We start from the raw sequence: 15,766 nt of genomic DNA, 5'->3' as shown, positions 1-15,766 counted from the left end.
TTTAGATCCCCTCTACGCGCAACTCCGAGACATCATTTTCAACACGCTTAACAGTCCACCTTGTTCCGAATCGCCACGCGCGCATTCTCATGATCAGTTGTCCAAGGGCATACATCGCGATCAAAATCGTCATTCCAAGCAGCGTCAGCGCTGACCCTTGCGACCATAAAAACGCGTTAAACTTTGAGGCGATCAAGACAGGAAACGGTGGCTGGCCGGGCGGATAAAGCAGTGAGGATGCGGGCAATTCAAAAAACGTGCCGATGAACGCCAACAGCCACGTCGAGAGCACCGTTCCGCGAATGAGCGGAAACACGATAACGCGGAGCAGGCGCAACCGTTTTGCACCCAATACCTGCGCAGCCCGCAAGAGATTGACCGAAACTTGGCTGAGCGCTCCCATCTGCAGGCGGATCGAGTACGGCAGCGAGCCCGCAATATAGGCAAGCGAGAGGCACACCGGTGTTCCGTAGAGTACGAGATGCAGAGGAATCAGCCACACGCCATTCCACGCGAGCACAAAACCTGCCGCCATGACAACGCCAGGAACTGCGATCGAACCGATGATGATGATGCTGAGAATTCGATTTAGCGCAGTTTTAACGAATGACATTTGAAAAGAAATCAAAAGCCCCAATCCAGCGGCGGCGAATCCGCTGATAAGCGCGTACACGACAGAGTTTCCGAGCGCCGCCATCCCACCACCCGTGATGAGCGCGTGGTTAAAATGTTCGAACGTCCAATTGTTGCTCGCAATACCGTTTGTCATGTTCTTCCAAAGCGCGGCACAGAGCGTCGCGCCCATCGGCAAGATCAAGGAACCCAGAGCAATACCATACGCGAGAATGACCCACAACTTGCCGCCAACCATCCGAACACTTGGCCGCTGCGATGTTGAGATTGTGGCGAAACCGCGTCTTGACAATAAAAAAAAACTGAAGCCACAGCGCCACGCCTGTGACGACAAGCAGCACGAGAGACAAGACGGCAGCCGCCGGAAAATTGACAGGCGCCTGACTGAGCGCAGCGTAGATCTGATACGAAAGAAGGGGAATCTGCATCTGCGGCGTGATCGCGGCGGCAAATCCAAAGTCGCCGAACCCTTCCGCAAAGGCGATCGAAGTTCCTGCCAGAAGCGCCGGAAGCAGCAGCGGAAGAATCACGCTGCGCAGCACGCGGGCAGGTTTTCCGCCGCTAAGCCGCGCCGCATCGACCAGTTCTCCGCCAATGTTTGCAATCGCTTGCTCCACTGCAAAATGGACAAACGGAAAATAGCGAAAGCCCATGACGACCACCAGTCCGGTCGGCGAAAAGAACCAGCCGGAAAATCCGTTTGGCATGTGAAAGAGTTGCGCCAGAATTCCGTTATCCTGCATCAAGATGACCCAACCCTGAGCGATGATGTACGATGGCGCAAAAAAGACGATCCAAATGCTGACGCGAAGGATCGTGCGCGCGAGTCCCCTTGTACGCGCCAAGCCAAGGGCCGTCACCACACCCAACACGCTTGCGAGCAGCGCCAACAGCACGCCGAACACGAGGCTGTTCACAATCGCGCCAGAGTTACCAGGATCGGAAAAGGTGCCTGAGATCGCGCTCAGTGAGAAGCGAAACGAAGGCGTCATGTCAAACGCGTGGGGGAACGCTACCAGAAGCAGTAGCGTCCCCATGGGATAGATCATCAAAACGAAGAGGATGAGAAGACTCGGCGTCGCCCCGACCGCGCGCAAGCGACTCACGAGCCTCTCATAGCGCGCGCGATTACTGGACAATGTTGTCATGGAACCACGTCTTGATCTGATTTTCCTTTGCAGCCGCACTGATCGGGTTTACGCGCACCCAGTGGATGCCCGCCTGTTGACGCTGCGAATCAGGCTTAAGTCCTTTGATGATCGGATTAAAATAGGAATCGCCGCCGCCGTTTTTCGGATTTAACATGATTCTCTGACCTTGCGGTGAGAGGACGAATTGCACGAATGCTTTGGCAGCCGCCATATCCGGCGCGTTCTTGTCAATCGCCACACGCCCGGCAGCATCGCGACGCCAGTCGATGGATACACGATGCGGATTGGCTCTCCAGACGCTTTCGCCTTGGTCAGTGCAGAGTCCTGAATCATGATCACTTTGACCTGCCCTGTCAGCAGCGCATTCAGTGTAACGCCGTTTGTCGGGAATACTTTCAGTCCGTTTGCCTTGAGTGCCTTAAAGTAGGCTTCTCCACCTTTGATGCCACGCTGTTGCATGATGCCTGCAACAAAAGGATACGTCGGACCGGAAATGCTCGGATCATTCATTGCCACCTGGCCTTTGAAGCGTGGCAGGAGCAGGTCGTTCCATGTTTTTGGAGCAAGTTTTGGAGAAAGATATTTTGTGTTATAGGCAATCGCCGCAGCCGCCGTTACAGATGCCGGAAAATACGCGTGATCCTTTGGGAGCAGCGAGCGGCCAAGCGGTGTATAGTTTGACAGATCGGATGGTGTAAAGCCTTTTAGGAGCATACCTTGATTGGCGAGAGATTGCATGGTGGAGTCGCCGTCAAACCACGCGATATCCCAGTGTGGATTCGAACGCTCTGCCTCCATACGGGCTACGATGTTTCCTGTCGAGTCATCGACAAGGCTTACCTGAATGCCCGTCTTTTTTTGAAACGCCGCAGCCATCGCTGCATCGTAGCCCTGCGCTGAATACAGTACGAGATGCCCTTTCACAGCAGGCGCGTGTTTTGCGGCTGACGCGTACGCTTTTTTGGCGTGAACAGACTGAGTCGTTGCGGATGCCTGAAGTACAAACGGAACCAAGGCAAGCGTTGCCATCACACCTGCGCCAATCGACAATCCTTTGCGCGACATCGTTTGAATCCCCCTTGTTTTTTAACCATCGCAAATTTGCGATTAATTTCATTTACTGGTCAAATCATACGATCGATTTGTAAACCTAGCGTGTGGTAAGTCTCTATAACACGTAAACATTAGGTATAGAATTCCTTGGTAGATCGTTACATTTACAAAACCTTTACACATTGATTATCCTTTCTTCACGAAAGGGCAGTAAACTTACGGTGTGTTCATCAAGTGCGGTTGAAAATACGGCCGCATGCTATAAAACTTATTTTTTAAAGGAGCGTACATTCAGTGTCAACAAACTCAGCGGTTTTACATGCGTTCGATGAGAGTGGGCTGCAAAAGTTCCACTGGAAGACCATGTTTACCACGGGAATGGGTTTTTTTACAGATGCATACGACCTCTTTATTATTGGTACCGTAACTGCAATCCTAACTCCTCTATGGCATTTGAGCACGACGCAATTGGCCATCCTAAACAGCACCTCCCTGGCGTCCGCGGCGCTTGGCGCTCTATTTTTCGGCAAACTGATGGATGTCCTTGGCCGCAAAGCGATGTATGGCATCGAAGTGATTCTCCTGACACTCGGCGCCGTTCTCTCGGCGTTTGCTCCTTCTTTTGGCTGGCTCGTTCTCTTTCGTTTTCTCGTAGGACTCGGTGTAGGCGGCGATTATCCCACAAGTTCTGTCATCATGAGTGAATACTCCAACCGCAAGAATCGCGGATTGCTCGTAACGATGGTGTTCTCGATGCAAGGTCTCGGACTTTTGGCCGGTCCTTTGATCGCATCCATCCTGCTCTCGACAGGCATGTCGCACGCAATCGCGTGGCGCGTCATGCTCGGACTCGGCGCAATCCCTGCCGCTTCCGTCATTTATCTGCGCAGAAAACTGTCGGAAACACCGCGCTATCTCGTGTCTGTGAAACAGGATCAGGCTAAAGCGGCAGAAATCGTTTCTGGATTGACCGGCGCGTCTGTCTCCCCGGTAGAAGGCGTGACGCAAGCAACAGAAAAACCGTCTTTCTTGACGAAAAAGAACCTCATTCGCCTCATTGGTACTGCAGGCAGCTGGTTTCTCATTGATGTCGCGTTCTACGGAAACGGTGTCTCTTCCCAGCTCATCTTAAAAGCACTATTGCCAAACGCGTCACTTGTCACCACGACGCTTGTGGCCGCTGCAATCTTCCTGATCGCCGCGATTCCCGGATACTTTGTCGCCGCAAAATACATGGATCGCATTGGCCGCAAGGTCATTCAAAGCGTTGGTTTCGGCGTCATGGCACTCGCGTACCTCTCTTTGTTCCTGGTACCTGCCATCGCAAAGCTTCCAATCTTATTCTTGATCATCTACGGTGTCAGCTACTTCTTTATCGAGTTTGGCCCGAACACCACAACCTTCCTTGTACCGTCCGAAGTTTTCCCAACCCGCTTGCGCGGAACGGGGCACGGCATGTCTGCCGCAGGTGGAAAGATCGGCGCCTTCATCGGTGCATTCGTTCTCCCTGGCATCCTGAAATCCGCAGGTCTTGGCAGCACCATGGGACTTCTCGCTGGCGTGTCGGCGCTTGGCATTCTGCTGACATTGATCACGCTGCCTGAAATGAAGCAGCGCTCCTTGGAAGAAAATGAGCAACCGATCGCGCAACAGCCTTCGGCCACAAAAAACCTCTCCGTGACCTACTCTTAATTCGACAAAAAAGCCTGACATCTGCTCATTGAGGAGTAGATGTCAGGCTTTTTTATGTTCAACTTCCGCAACGCGTGAGCTTTTGCACCGCAATTTTCTTATATATGATTGATCCCAAAACCAAGTGCCTCATGCTCCCACCCTTTGACGGGTGCGCCGATCGTTCCATAAAAGGCGACGGCGATCCACTCTCCCTCGTCCGGCGCCGCATAGGGTCTTCCCCGCACGATCGAGAAGCGCAGCCCCACTGTGCGCAGCTGTGCCCCAAACGAGACAACGCCGCGCCCCACACCCATAAGCGCCTCCATAATCGCGTGATACAGCGCGTGCTCCTCGCGATACCGCTCTGAACTGATGATTCCATGTTTCTTCGCCGCCGTCTCCACCGCCGCGACAATCTTTTGCGAATCCATCGTGCCAACTCGGCCCAAGGCGACCGCAAAGCCGCTCTCATCGAGCGTTTTAAGCAGTCGATCTTGTTCCGCTCCCTCGCCAGAGAGCACCAGCAGCATCGCCGCTTTACCCATTTGATTCTTTGGAAACATCGCGCACACCTCTTCTTTCCATCCAAATCCCTGAACTAAGCTTATCACGAAGGCAGCCGTCTCTGTTTATACAGCCTTTTTTTACAGCGATGCATAGAGACGAGATGATCTGCAGATACGGTGTGGCTCTTGGAGTTCAGGGATGCCTCAGGCAAAGGATTCGCCGATAAAGCGGGCCAGCCTCTCAATGTCTTCTGAATAGGCGCGATCCTGATCGATAAACGGGACGCAGTCCCGAATCTGTTGATGCAGTTTGCGCGTTTTTGGCGCCAGTCGATCGACGCCGCGAAGATCGGCCGCCTGCGTAGCGCAGATGCCCTCGATGGCGAGCACCCGCCGCACATTTTGGATGATCTGGTGCGCGTGGCGCGCGCCGATCGTCCCCATGCTCACGTGATCCTCCTGATTTGCGGAAGAAGGAATCGAATCCACGCTCGCCGGATGCGCCAACGTCTTATTCTCTGATACCAGCGATGCGGCAGCGTACTGTGTGATCATCAGTCCTGACTGAAGGCCTGGCTGTGGACTCAAAAAAGCAGGCAGGTCATTGAGCTGCGGGTTGACCAGACGCTCGATGCGCCGCTCGGAAATATTCGCAAGCTCCGCCATGGCGATGCCGAGAAAATCCATCGCAAACGCGATCGGTTGACCGTGGAAATTGCCGCCGGATATCACGCGCCCGGTGTCTGAGAAAATGAGCGGGTTGTCTGTCGCGGCGTTGATCTCGATCAACAACTTCTCTTTGACATAGGCCAACACTTGGCGGATCGCCCCGTGCACCTGCGGGATACAGCGCAGAGAGTACGCGTCCTGTACGCGAATCTCTCCCTGTCTTGTCGTCAACTGACTCCCCTCCACATACGAAAGCATCCGATCAGCCACCTCTCGCTGCTCTTTATATGGACGAACATCGTGCGCCTCTGGCGCGAACGCGTCGATCACACCACGCAGCGCCTCAAAGGTGAGCGCGGCGACGCCATCCGCAAAATCCGCCAAGCGCTCCGCCTCAAGGTACGCGATCACCCCCACCGCAGTCATCGCCTGCGTGCCGTTGATCAGCGCTAAGCCCTCTTTTGCCTGCAGGCGGATCGGCGTCAGCCCCGCTTGCGAAAGTGCCTCGTTTCCGCTCATCACTTTCCCGTCATAGTGCGCCGTGCCTTCGCCAATCAGCACGAGCGCCAAGTGCGCAAGCGGCGCCAGATCACCACTCGCGCCAAGCGAACCCTGGCTTGGAACCACTGGATGGATCCGATGGTTGAGACAATCCACCAAGCGCTGCAATGTCTCTTTGCGACATCCCGAGTACCCTTTGGTGAGCGCGTTTGCCCGCAAGAGAAGCATCGCGCGACTGACTCTTTCTGAGAACGGATCGCCGATGCCACACGCGTGACTGCGGATTAGATTCAATTGCAGCGCTTCGACATCGCCAAGCGGAATCACGACATCACTGAACTTGCCAAACCCCGTCGTAACGCCATAGATGACGTTTCCTTCTGCGAGGTTGCGCTCAACTACCTCGCGACTCTTCGCGATGTTCTCCCAGGCGCCAGGATGAATTTCCACCCGTTCGCCATCGTATAAAACGCGCGCCACCTGACCGAGGGTGAGATCATTTCCATTCAACTCAACCGTCATTTCGTCAACTCCTATTCAAATACCGTTTCGCAACCGCGAGCGGGCTATGCGAAAAAAGAAAAAGAGGACCAGGGCAGGAAAACAAAGTTTCCTGCCCTAGCCCCCTACGCACACATCACTCTGGGCTGTCTTATTTCATCATATATACTTCACTCGTGGCTTGTGACTAAGGTATCTAACGATCTGTACACCACGTAACCCTAATTCACACGCGTTTCAATGTCAATCAGACGCGCCTTTTGCCAGCGCTTTTCCCGCCAGAAACGAGAGGACGAGATTCGCCGCAACGCGCACCGTCAAATCGCGCAGATCCTGTGCAGGATCGGCGCAGACGATGTCCATGACTCGCACGTTTTGCTTTGCCCCAAGCCACTCCAGCGCCTCAAGCGCGTCCCAAACCGCAAGGCCGCCAGGACCCGGTGCCGGAACGCCTGGCACAAAACTCTGATCGAGCACATCCATGTCAAAGCTTACATAGACCGCATCAGTGTCGCGACTCACTCGATCATACGCGCCTTCGAGCACCTGCGTGAGTCCCTGGCGAAACACCTGCCGCGCCGTCACCACCGACACGCCTTCCTGTATGACATACGTGTGGTACGCCTTTGCGTTCACATAGTCGCGGATGCCGATTTGCACCACATTTTTTCCCGCCACCGCACCTGAGTCAAGAAGTGTCCGAAACGGTGTGCCGTTGGAACGACCGCCGTCCTCCAGATTCCGCACGTCATGGTGCGCGTCAAAGTGAATGACCCCATACGTCCGCTTGGTGGCGCGCGTCAGTCCGAGCAGCGCCGCGCCCGTAATCGAGTGGTCCCCACCAAACAGCACGAGCGGCTGTGCATGCGTCTGACCATAAGAGCAAACCGCATCTTCGATCCACTGCTGGCACAGCGCGAGATCCGTAAGATGCATCTGCACATTTCCGAGATCTGCGACGCGCAACCGCTCGCCCAGATCCATGTGGTGATGGACACTGTACGGGCTGTAGCTTTGAAACAGCGCGCGAATCGCGTCAGGAAGCCGGAACGCCGCCGAGTGGCTGATCGACGTCTTGCTAAGCGGTGCGCCAAGCAGCGCGATGTCAAACAGGCTCGCACCGTCATATGGAAGCACCCAATCCGCGACCTTCGGGTCGAGGCGATCGCGAAAGCGGGAGAAAGCAGGTTCCACACGCTTGATCAAGATGACACAACCTTTCCATCTGTGACGACGATTCTCCCCTTTTTCACCACAGTGTCAACGTGATTGATCCCGAAGTGATAGGGAAGATAGGCGAGATTTTGCGCGTCATAAAGAACAAGATCCGCCTGCTTGCCAACTTCCAGGCTGCCGACGCGATCCGCCCGCCCAATCGCGTGCGCCGCGTTGATCGTGAGCGCCGTGATCACCTCTTCCGGCGTCATCCGCAGATGCAGACACGCCAGGGTCATCACGAGCTGCAGCGACTCCGTCGGCGAACTCCCCGGGTTATCGTCGGTCGCAAGCGCAACCGGCACGCCCATCTCGATCATCGCACGCGCCCGCGCGTGCCGACTCGCGCACAGGTTAAACGAGGTGGCCGGGAGGCAGACGGCGACGACACCCGCCTGCGCCATCGCGTTTAGCCCTTCGTCAGTCGCCGCCAACAGATGCTCCGCAGAGATGCAACCAAGCTCCGCCGCCAGTTCCGCACCGCAAAGTGATTCAATCTCGTCTGCGTGGATTTTCAGGCCAAAGCCAAGCGCACGCGCCGCGCGCAGGATCGCACGTGACTGATCCACCGTGAACACGCCGTGCTCGCAAAACACGTCGCAAAACTCTGCAAGGCCAAGCCGTTTTACTTCAGGCAGCATCACACCGGTCACCAGTTCCACATACGCATCCGCACACCCCTTGTATTCCTTAGGCACCGCATGTGCGCCCATAAAGGTGGACACCACGTCGACCGCATGCGTCTCTTGCAAACGCTTTGCGACGCGCAGTTGCTTCAATTCATCCTCGAGTGTGAGGCCATACCCGCTTTTTGCCTCGACCGTTGTCGCGCCATGAAGCAGCATTGTGTCAAGGCTCTTTTTTGCCTTTGCGTAGAGTTCATCCTCTGTTGCCGCACGCGTCATTTCCACCGTGCTGAGAATTCCTCCGCCCTGTGCCAGAATCTCTAAGTAGGATACACCCCGTAACTTTAGCGCGAGCTCATGCTCCCGCGATCCGCCGTGCACGAGGTGTGTGTGCGGATCGATAAGCCCCGGCGTCAAAAGCCGCCCCTGCGCGTCTAGCTCCTGCAAAATCGCGCGGCCTGCGATCTGATCGCGCACATCCTCCTCACGCCCTGCCGCGAGGATCAAGCCATCAGCGATCGCCACGGCACCGCCTGCGACCGCGCCGATCTCTGCCATGCCCGCACCTGAGCGCGGACCTGGCGCTCCGCGCATCGTGATCAGCGTCCCGACATTGTGCACCAAAAGGTCCACGGCGCCTTGTGCCACGTTCATCCCTCCCGTCTCAGATCCCAAGCATCGGAACGCGCACCCCGCGCTCCCGGGCGACGTCGATCGCCTTCTCGTATCCTGCGTCCGCGTGCCGGATGATCCCCATGCCAGGGTCTGTCGTCAACACACGCGACAGCCGCTCGTCTGCCTCTTTTGTCCCGTCTGCCACGACCACCATACCGGCGTGCAGCGAATAACCCATCCCGACACCCCCACCGTGATGAAACGAAACCCAACTCGCGCCGGAAGCCGTGTTCACAAGCGCGTTCAAGACGGCCCAGTCGGCCACCGCGTCGCTGCCGTCCTTCATCGCCTCCGTTTCGCGATTGGGCGAGGCGACCGATCCGCAGTCCAGATGATCGCGGCCAATCACGATCGGGGCCAGCAGTTCACCGCTGCGCACCATCTCGTTGATCGCGAGACCAAACTTCATCCGCTCGCCATAGCCAAGCCAGCAGATTCGCGCAGGCAGTCCCTGAAACGCCACTTTTTCACGGGCGAGCTTGATCCAGCGGTGCAGCGCCTCATTCTCAGGAAAGAGCTCCAGCACCAATTCATCCGTTTTTTCGATGTCGCGCGGGTCGCCAGAAAGCGCTGCCCAGCGAAACGGACCCTTTCCTTCACAAAAGAGCGGCCGAATGTACGCGGGAACAAAGCCTGGAAAAGAAAATGCGTCCTGCACACCTTCGTCAAACGCCACCTGCCTAATGTTGTTGCCATAGTCAAAGACGACCGCACCCATCCTCTTAAAATCAAGCATCGCCTGCACATGTGTCGCCATCGCCTTTTTCGCGAGCGCCACATACGCCTTTGGGTCGCTTTTGCGAAGTTCGGCCGCCTCGTCAAGCGTGTATCCGGCAGGGATGTACCCGTTGAGCGGATCGTGCGCCGACGTCTGATCCGTCACAAAGTTCGGCACAACACCGCGGCGAACCATCTCCGGGAGGACTTCAGCCGCGTTGCCGACAAGCCCAATTGAGAGCGGCTCCCCCTTCTCCTGTGCGGCGCGCGCGCGCGAAAGCGCCTCATCCAGATCGCGCACAAGCACGTCACAGTAGCGCGTTTTTACACGGCGCTTGATGCGCGACGGGTCGATCTCAACCCCGATGAACACTCCTTCATTCATCGTCACGGCAAGCGGCTGCGCGCCGCCCATGCCGCCAAGTCCGGCGCTCAGCGTAAGCGTCCCTCTAAGCGTGCCCCCGCTGTGCTGGCGCGCCGCCTCTGCGAACGTCTCGTAGGTGCCCTGAAGGATGCCTTGACTGCCAATGTAGATCCAACTTCCCGCGGTCATCTGCCCGAACATGATGAGTCCCTTTTGATCCAATTCGTGAAACGTCTCCCAGTTCGCGAATGCCGGCACCAACACGGAATTCGAAAGCAGCACGCGCGGCGCGTGGCGGTGCGTCCGAAAGACGCCAACCGGTTTCCCCGATTGGATCAAGAGGGTTTCATCCGCCTCAAGATCGCGCAGGCACTCCACAATCTTGTCAAAGCTCGCCCAGTTTCGCGCAGCTTTTCCGATCCCGCCGTACACGACAAGATCCTCGGGGCGCTCCGCCACCTCTGGATCAAGGTTGTTCATCAGCATCCGCAAGGCCGCCTCTTGCTGCCAGCCTTTTGCGCTGATCTCTGTTCCGCGCGGCGCCCGAATGACGCGCGCAGCCGACGTCAATCCTTCACTCATGTCTTTCGTCCCCTTTGCCCTGAAAGCGTATAATCCCATCGTACGCGGAAACGCTTACACAAAAACGGTCGCGGATTGTTCTTTCCTAGCACAATCTTGCGGTCGTTCACGTCTCAGACCGTGTGCGCGGCCCTGTATGCTTTGGGCGTGCAGCCGTATTCCTTTTTGAACATCCTGCCAAAATAGTTTGCGTCAGAAAATCCCGCAAGCGTTGCGATCTGTTGCAGGGAGAGGGTCGAGGAGGTGAGATAAAAAGCGGCTTTTTCAAGTCGAATGCGGCGAACGTAGTCCATCACGCTAAGGCCTACCTCCTGCTTGAAGCGATGGCTGAGATGATACTTGCTAAGACACGCCACCTTTGCAATCTGATCAAGGGTCAAGGGGTCCTGGTGGTGGTGATGGATATACTGAAGCGCATCGCGAATCACTGGCGAACACGCCGACATTCGCGAAGTGTCAACACGTGACGTAAGCCACTGCGCATACGCCAGGACATGGCCGACAAACGTGTCGTAGCGAATGGTCTGATAGAGGTCGTGGACAAACCGGGCATTCTTTGAGAGGATTTCCGCCGCGCTGATCCCCGCGTTAACGACCTCTCGCGACATCTGCATCAGCAGATCAATGACTTCCGATTTGAAGCCCTCAACCTTCCTCTGGCAATCCTCCGCCAGTCGCAAAAGGATCATCGGCACCAAGACGCTGACGCCGCGCACATCCCCAAGCTTTACGCGCGCGATCAATTCGAGCTTTTCTTCCGCGCGCAATGGATTTGGCACAACGCCAACATCCTGTACGTCGCACGCGCGGTAAAGCTGCTGATTGCCCTGAAAGAATCGCCCGCTCATCGCGCGCTGCGCTTCTTGATACGCGCGACGCAATTGAAGTGGCTCCGCGCAGAGCGCGCTGATGCCGATGGACACAGCGAGATCACGCGCTGCAAGCGCATGCTGAAGTAGCTTTGCAGTCTGTGTCACGCGTGCCTCGGTATGAAGGAGCTGCGATCCGCACGCGTGATCCATCTGAAAAAGCACCACGAGCACGCCTTCTTCTGTCCAGATGCAGGTGGTTGGCACGCCTTCGCGCGCCATGGTGTTAGCAACCGTCTCGCGCAGCGCGTGACCGACCTCTTTAGGCCACGAAGGCGGATACTCGTTGACTCGCTGTGGGTAGCGGTCAATGGACACAATGAAAATGCCGTTTGGGCAAAGTGCGATGCCACACGCTTCTTGCAGCTTTGCAAAGTCCCCTTCGTGTACATAGGTTCCTGAGATCAACCCGTGCGCAAACGCAATCTCTGCGTGACGCATTTCCACGTTCCTTCACCCTCTGCTGATCGTCCTTTTCGCGGCGAAAGCGTTTGCCTTCAATCCCCCTTTTTCTGCGGCGGCTGGTATGTTCCCGGCAGGGTGCCTGTCGCGATGGACAGGCGATTCCAGCTGTTGATCGTGTTGATCGCCATGACGAGCTGAATATACTGTTTCTCGCTAAAGTGTTCACGCACGCGCGCAAAGAGTTCGTCTGACACGTGATGCGTCGAGATCTGCGTGAGCGTTTCCGTCAGTTCCAGCGCCGCCCGCTCGGCGTCTGAGTAAAACGGCGATTCGCGCCAGGCGTTTAGCAGATAGAGGCGCTGCTCGGTCTCTCCCGCCGCGCGCGCATCGATCGTGTGCATGTCGATGCAAAATGCGCAGCCATTGATTTGAGATGCGCGAATTTTGACCAGTTCGAGCATCTTGGGATCAAGCCCGCTCTGGCGGACATAACGTTCCAGATGCATCATGGCGTTTCTGACGTCCGGATCAACCTGTGCGTAATTCATGCGTGGTTCCATGGCAAAGACCCCCCGTGCAAATTTGATATGATAGACAGCGCAACCGTCACGCGAAAAGGGCGCTCAGCGCCGTTTCGCGAAGTATCATCCTATTATGACACAACCATAATGACACTGTACCATCGATCAGGGGGAATGAATTGTGGAGAATCAGCGCCGTGCGCTGCTCGTGATGGACCTGCAAAACGGGATCGTTTCGCGTTTTGCGCAGAGTGACGAAGTGTTGGCCCCGTTTAAAAAAGCGGTCGCAGCCGCGCGGCAGGCAAAGATGCCTGTCATCTACGTGCGCGTAGCGTTTCGCGAAGGCTATCCAGAGGTGAGTGCGCGCAACAAGTCGTTCGCGGCGATTGCGGACCGCGGCGGAATGACCCAGGAGGATGCGTCCACACAGATCCACGAGGCGGTCGCGCCGCGCCAGGATGAACCGATCGTCACAAAACGACGCGTGAGCGCGTTTGCCGGAAGTGATCTCGATGTGATCTTGCGCGCACGCCGGATTGACACGCTTGTCCTGTGCGGGATCGCCACGAGCGGCGTCGTCCTCTCCACCGTGCGAGAGGCGGCAGATATGGACTTCGGGCTGATCGTACTCTCTGACGCGTGCCTCGACGCCGACCCTGAGGTGCATCGTGTCCTCGTGGAAAAGGTGTTTCCGCGACAGGCGGACGTCTTGTGCGTCGACGAGTGGATCGCGACGCTTACCTAAGCGACTCTTCTTCGAGCCATGTGCGCATCATGGCGCGATAGCGGATGGTGGGACCGTCTGAGCGGACGTGCGCCTCACGGTGCAGATCAAAAGGCGGCGCCACGGGGCGGATGCTCTCGATGATCGCCTGATCTTGCTCCATCACAAAACGTGTGTGACTTAGATGAAACTCATCAAGGAGTGGCGAATCCCTGTCAAAATTGCGCGCGACCGCCCCAAAGATCTCGGTCGTTTGCGCGTCGCGCGGCGTAAACGTGAGGAACGTGCACATCGCATTTCCATCCCCCATCGGGGTGCGGATGATCCAGAGGTTTGGCGCGCGCAATTCGATTTCTGTGCGCTCATCTTCTGTTTCAACGGCTTCCGCAGGTTCCATCGGATGAACAGAAGCAAATGGTTTGGGGTGAATGAGAATGCGGTCTCGTGTCACCGCAAACGCAGGGCCGTCCACCTCTTTATTCACATCTGCGCCTGTCGTCTGCGGGTGGACAAACGGCAGGTGGGAGACATCGAGAACGCTTTCCACGACCCGCACAAAATGCGCATGCCACGTCGCCTGAAACGGCGTGCGCGTCCAGTTGTCCGAACACAATTCCGGAAACAAGTCGGGCTCCATTAAGGCGTTCGCACCTTCACGTTTTGGCGCCGTGTAAAGCCACACCCATTCCGCTTTCTCGCACGCTTCACAAGTCGCGCGCGCCGCATTTTTTGGCACATCTCCGATGCTTCGATTCGCGGGCACGCGCGTGCAGCGTCCGGCGCGGTCAAAGCGCCAGCCGTGAAAAGGGCAGATGAGTTCGGAGCCTTCCACCGTCCCCAGCGACAGGTCGCACCCGCGATGCGGACAGTAGGCATCCCCGGCGCAGACCATCCCCTTCTCATCCCGGTAGAGAACGTATTCCTGCCCGTGAACCGTCACTTTTATCGGTTTTGTCATAAGGTTTTTTCGCTGCATCACAGCGTACCACGCGCCTCGAATCACACCGCTCACCCCGCACGATCTCAGCCAAATCCTTTCTTTAGCGTATGGCGCATGCACGGTAAACTCCCGCGGCAAGCACCCAGGGCAACCACAAAATGCTGAGATCAATCAGCTTGTGCCATTGCGTTTCGATGGAAGCGAACCGAAAACCAACGCGCAGTTAGCACGACAAACAAGAGGACAAGCAATCTGGATGCCACGCTTAGAAGAATGATATTATTTGGAGATTCGAGTGGTGGGGGATTCTTGAATAGTAGATCATGGAAAGTTCGCCACAGTAAAAATTTCACTGTATCTCGCACCACAGGCCACACGCTGATCGCAATAGAGTAAATCAAGGGTACGGCGCTGCTCCACACATTTTTTGTCCAGCCAAATAAGACCAAACCAAATCCATAAAGTGTGATCAAACCAAAGAAACTTTCGTAAACAACTCTGAAGTAAGGTGAGGTATACAAAAACCAACTCGGCAAAAAAATATTTTCTAAAATGGATGGTTGATTGATAAATGTTGACGGTTCCGCAAGCGCAAAAATGGATCGATCATGGGATTGGAGATACGCAATACAAAAAGGTGCCAGACCAATAAATAATGCCCATCGATCTTTACGTTTTCTCGTAGTGCTAAACATGATTGCCAATATTGCAAGACAGAGCATAAGCGAAGGAGAGAACACTGGTACGCTCGGCGTAAGAATTACAAAAATAAAGAATAGCAAAGCAAAGAGACTCGCAATTCGCGTAATCCACACACTGGAAATGCCGAACGCACTCGCCGTCAATTGTCTGCGAAGTTTTGAAGGATTTCCACACTGTTGGATGGCTGTCTCCACCGCATCTGTTTGGTTGAAACCTCGCGACATGAAATCTCCTACTGTTTCTTCTAGATGTGCCCTCAACTCATCCGCTCGATCCTGCCGCTCGCGTTTGCTGAAGAAACTCCAATAAAAAACTCGCTCAAGATATTCATCAATTTTCACAAGGAATAATCCTCCTTCAAGAAGGTGTTAATAATGCGGTAATTCTTGCTCCACGATGCTTTCATCCGTTGTAATTCGTTTTTTCCATTCTGTGTAATATGATAATATCGCCGTCGAGCGCCCTGTTCGTGTGTAGCCCATTTTCCCACAATAAAACCTTCCGCTTCTAAACGGCGCAAGGCAGGATACAATGTCCCTTCCTTGATTTCCAACTGCCTATCAGTACGTTCCTGAACCGTCTTCATCATATCGTAGCCATACGACTCTCTTTCAGATAGAATCGAGAGCAAAATTCCATCAATAAAACCCTTTACCATTTGACCTTCCAAGATGATTAATCCTCCAAAATCGATTTGCATTATATATCGATATGTACAGTATATTGTTTGCGGATATA

16 protein-coding genes are annotated in these 15,766 nt (G+C 55.4%); 2 read left to right on the top strand and 14 right to left on the bottom strand.

Annotated features, from left to right (window positions below):
• Position 1: 1 nt before the first annotated feature.
• From ATW55_RS14935 to ATW55_RS14925, 4 genes are read right to left on the bottom strand one after another with little or no spacing between them, the layout of a single operon-like run.
• Entirely contained in the window at positions 2–769 is a 768-nt protein-coding gene (locus tag ATW55_RS14935; protein ID WP_067719893.1) for an ABC transporter permease, read from the bottom strand.
• Positions 723–1,781 carry an ABC transporter permease gene (locus ATW55_RS14930; RefSeq protein WP_067719890.1) on the bottom strand — a complete coding sequence of 353 codons (1,059 nt, stop codon included), beginning with the start codon at positions 1,779–1,781 and terminating at the stop codon, positions 723–725. The genes ATW55_RS14935 and ATW55_RS14930 overlap by 47 nt, the downstream gene beginning before the upstream one ends.
• Positions 1,762–1,938, bottom strand: coding sequence for a hypothetical protein (locus tag ATW55_RS16580; RefSeq protein ID WP_201025005.1), 177 nt, complete (start codon positions 1,936–1,938; stop codon positions 1,762–1,764). The genes ATW55_RS14930 and ATW55_RS16580 overlap by 20 nt, the downstream gene beginning before the upstream one ends.
• Positions 1,932–2,849, bottom strand: a complete 918-nt coding sequence (locus ATW55_RS14925; RefSeq protein WP_201025004.1) for an extracellular solute-binding protein — start codon at positions 2,847–2,849, stop codon at positions 1,932–1,934. Before ATW55_RS14925 ends, ATW55_RS16580 begins: the two co-directional genes overlap by 7 nt.
• Positions 2,850–3,131: 282 nt before the next feature.
• Here ATW55_RS14925 and ATW55_RS14920 point away from each other — a divergent pair, with 282 nt between their 5' ends.
• On the top strand, positions 3,132–4,529 hold the full coding sequence (locus tag ATW55_RS14920; RefSeq protein WP_067719887.1) for an MFS transporter: 1,398 nt from the start codon (positions 3,132–3,134) through the stop codon (positions 4,527–4,529).
• Positions 4,530–4,627: 98 nt separating this feature from the next.
• On the opposite strand, the gene hutP is transcribed toward ATW55_RS14920, so the two are convergent.
• The 7 genes from hutP to ATW55_RS14885 all read right to left on the bottom strand — a co-directional run bounded on the left by hutP (position 4,628) and on the right by ATW55_RS14885 (position 12,701).
• Entirely contained in the window at positions 4,628–5,074 is a 447-nt protein-coding gene (hutP, locus tag ATW55_RS14915) for a hut operon transcriptional regulator HutP (RefSeq protein WP_067719884.1), read from the bottom strand.
• A 147-nt stretch (positions 5,075–5,221) separates the two neighbouring features.
• Positions 5,222–6,709, bottom strand: coding sequence for a histidine ammonia-lyase (hutH, locus tag ATW55_RS14910; protein ID WP_067719881.1), 1,488 nt, complete (start codon positions 6,707–6,709; stop codon positions 5,222–5,224).
• 222 nt (positions 6,710–6,931) lie between these two features.
• A complete protein-coding gene (locus ATW55_RS14905; protein WP_067719878.1) occupies positions 6,932–7,894 on the bottom strand; it encodes an agmatinase family protein in 963 nt (320 codons plus the stop codon).
• The gene (hutI, locus tag ATW55_RS14900; protein WP_235587168.1) at positions 7,891–9,123 is read right to left on the bottom strand and encodes an imidazolonepropionase; all 1,233 of its coding nucleotides are present in this window, start codon (positions 9,121–9,123) and stop codon (positions 7,891–7,893) included. Before hutI ends, ATW55_RS14905 begins: the two co-directional genes overlap by 4 nt.
• A 70-nt stretch (positions 9,124–9,193) precedes the next feature.
• Positions 9,194–10,867, bottom strand: a complete 1,674-nt coding sequence (hutU, locus tag ATW55_RS14895; protein ID WP_067719875.1) for a urocanate hydratase — start codon at positions 10,865–10,867, stop codon at positions 9,194–9,196.
• 113 nt (positions 10,868–10,980) lie between these two features.
• Positions 10,981–12,177, bottom strand: a complete 1,197-nt coding sequence (locus ATW55_RS14890) for a helix-turn-helix domain-containing protein (protein ID WP_067719872.1) — start codon at positions 12,175–12,177, stop codon at positions 10,981–10,983.
• 56 nt (positions 12,178–12,233) lie between these two features.
• Positions 12,234–12,701 (bottom strand): carboxymuconolactone decarboxylase family protein, encoded by a 468-nt coding sequence (locus ATW55_RS14885; RefSeq protein WP_067719870.1) that lies wholly within the window; start codon positions 12,699–12,701, stop codon positions 12,234–12,236.
• 172 nt (positions 12,702–12,873) lie between these two features.
• Here ATW55_RS14885 and ATW55_RS14880 point away from each other — a divergent pair, with 172 nt between their 5' ends.
• Positions 12,874–13,407, top strand: a complete 534-nt coding sequence (locus ATW55_RS14880; protein WP_067720325.1) for a cysteine hydrolase family protein — start codon at positions 12,874–12,876, stop codon at positions 13,405–13,407.
• Here ATW55_RS14880 and ATW55_RS14875 read toward each other — a convergent pair.
• The 3 genes from ATW55_RS14875 to ATW55_RS14865 form a co-directional block, all read right to left on the bottom strand.
• Complete coding sequence (locus ATW55_RS14875) at positions 13,400–14,389, bottom strand: Rieske 2Fe-2S domain-containing protein (RefSeq protein ID WP_235587162.1); 990 nt, start codon at positions 14,387–14,389, stop codon at positions 13,400–13,402. The genes ATW55_RS14880 and ATW55_RS14875 overlap by 8 nt on opposite strands.
• Before the next feature lie 104 nt (positions 14,390–14,493).
• Positions 14,494–15,369, bottom strand: coding sequence for a permease prefix domain 1-containing protein (locus ATW55_RS14870; RefSeq protein ID WP_067719867.1), 876 nt, complete (start codon positions 15,367–15,369; stop codon positions 14,494–14,496).
• Complete coding sequence (locus tag ATW55_RS14865) at positions 15,366–15,698, bottom strand: PadR family transcriptional regulator (RefSeq protein WP_153005187.1); 333 nt, start codon at positions 15,696–15,698, stop codon at positions 15,366–15,368. Before ATW55_RS14865 ends, ATW55_RS14870 begins: the two co-directional genes overlap by 4 nt.
• Positions 15,699–15,766 lie beyond the last annotated feature (68 nt).

Origin of the sequence: Ferroacidibacillus organovorans, from assembly GCF_001516615.1 — a bacterium.
Classification (GTDB): domain Bacteria; phylum Bacillota; class Bacilli; order Alicyclobacillales; family SLC66; genus Ferroacidibacillus; species Ferroacidibacillus ferrooxidans_B.
This window is presented reverse-complemented; position numbering and strand designations above follow the sequence as displayed.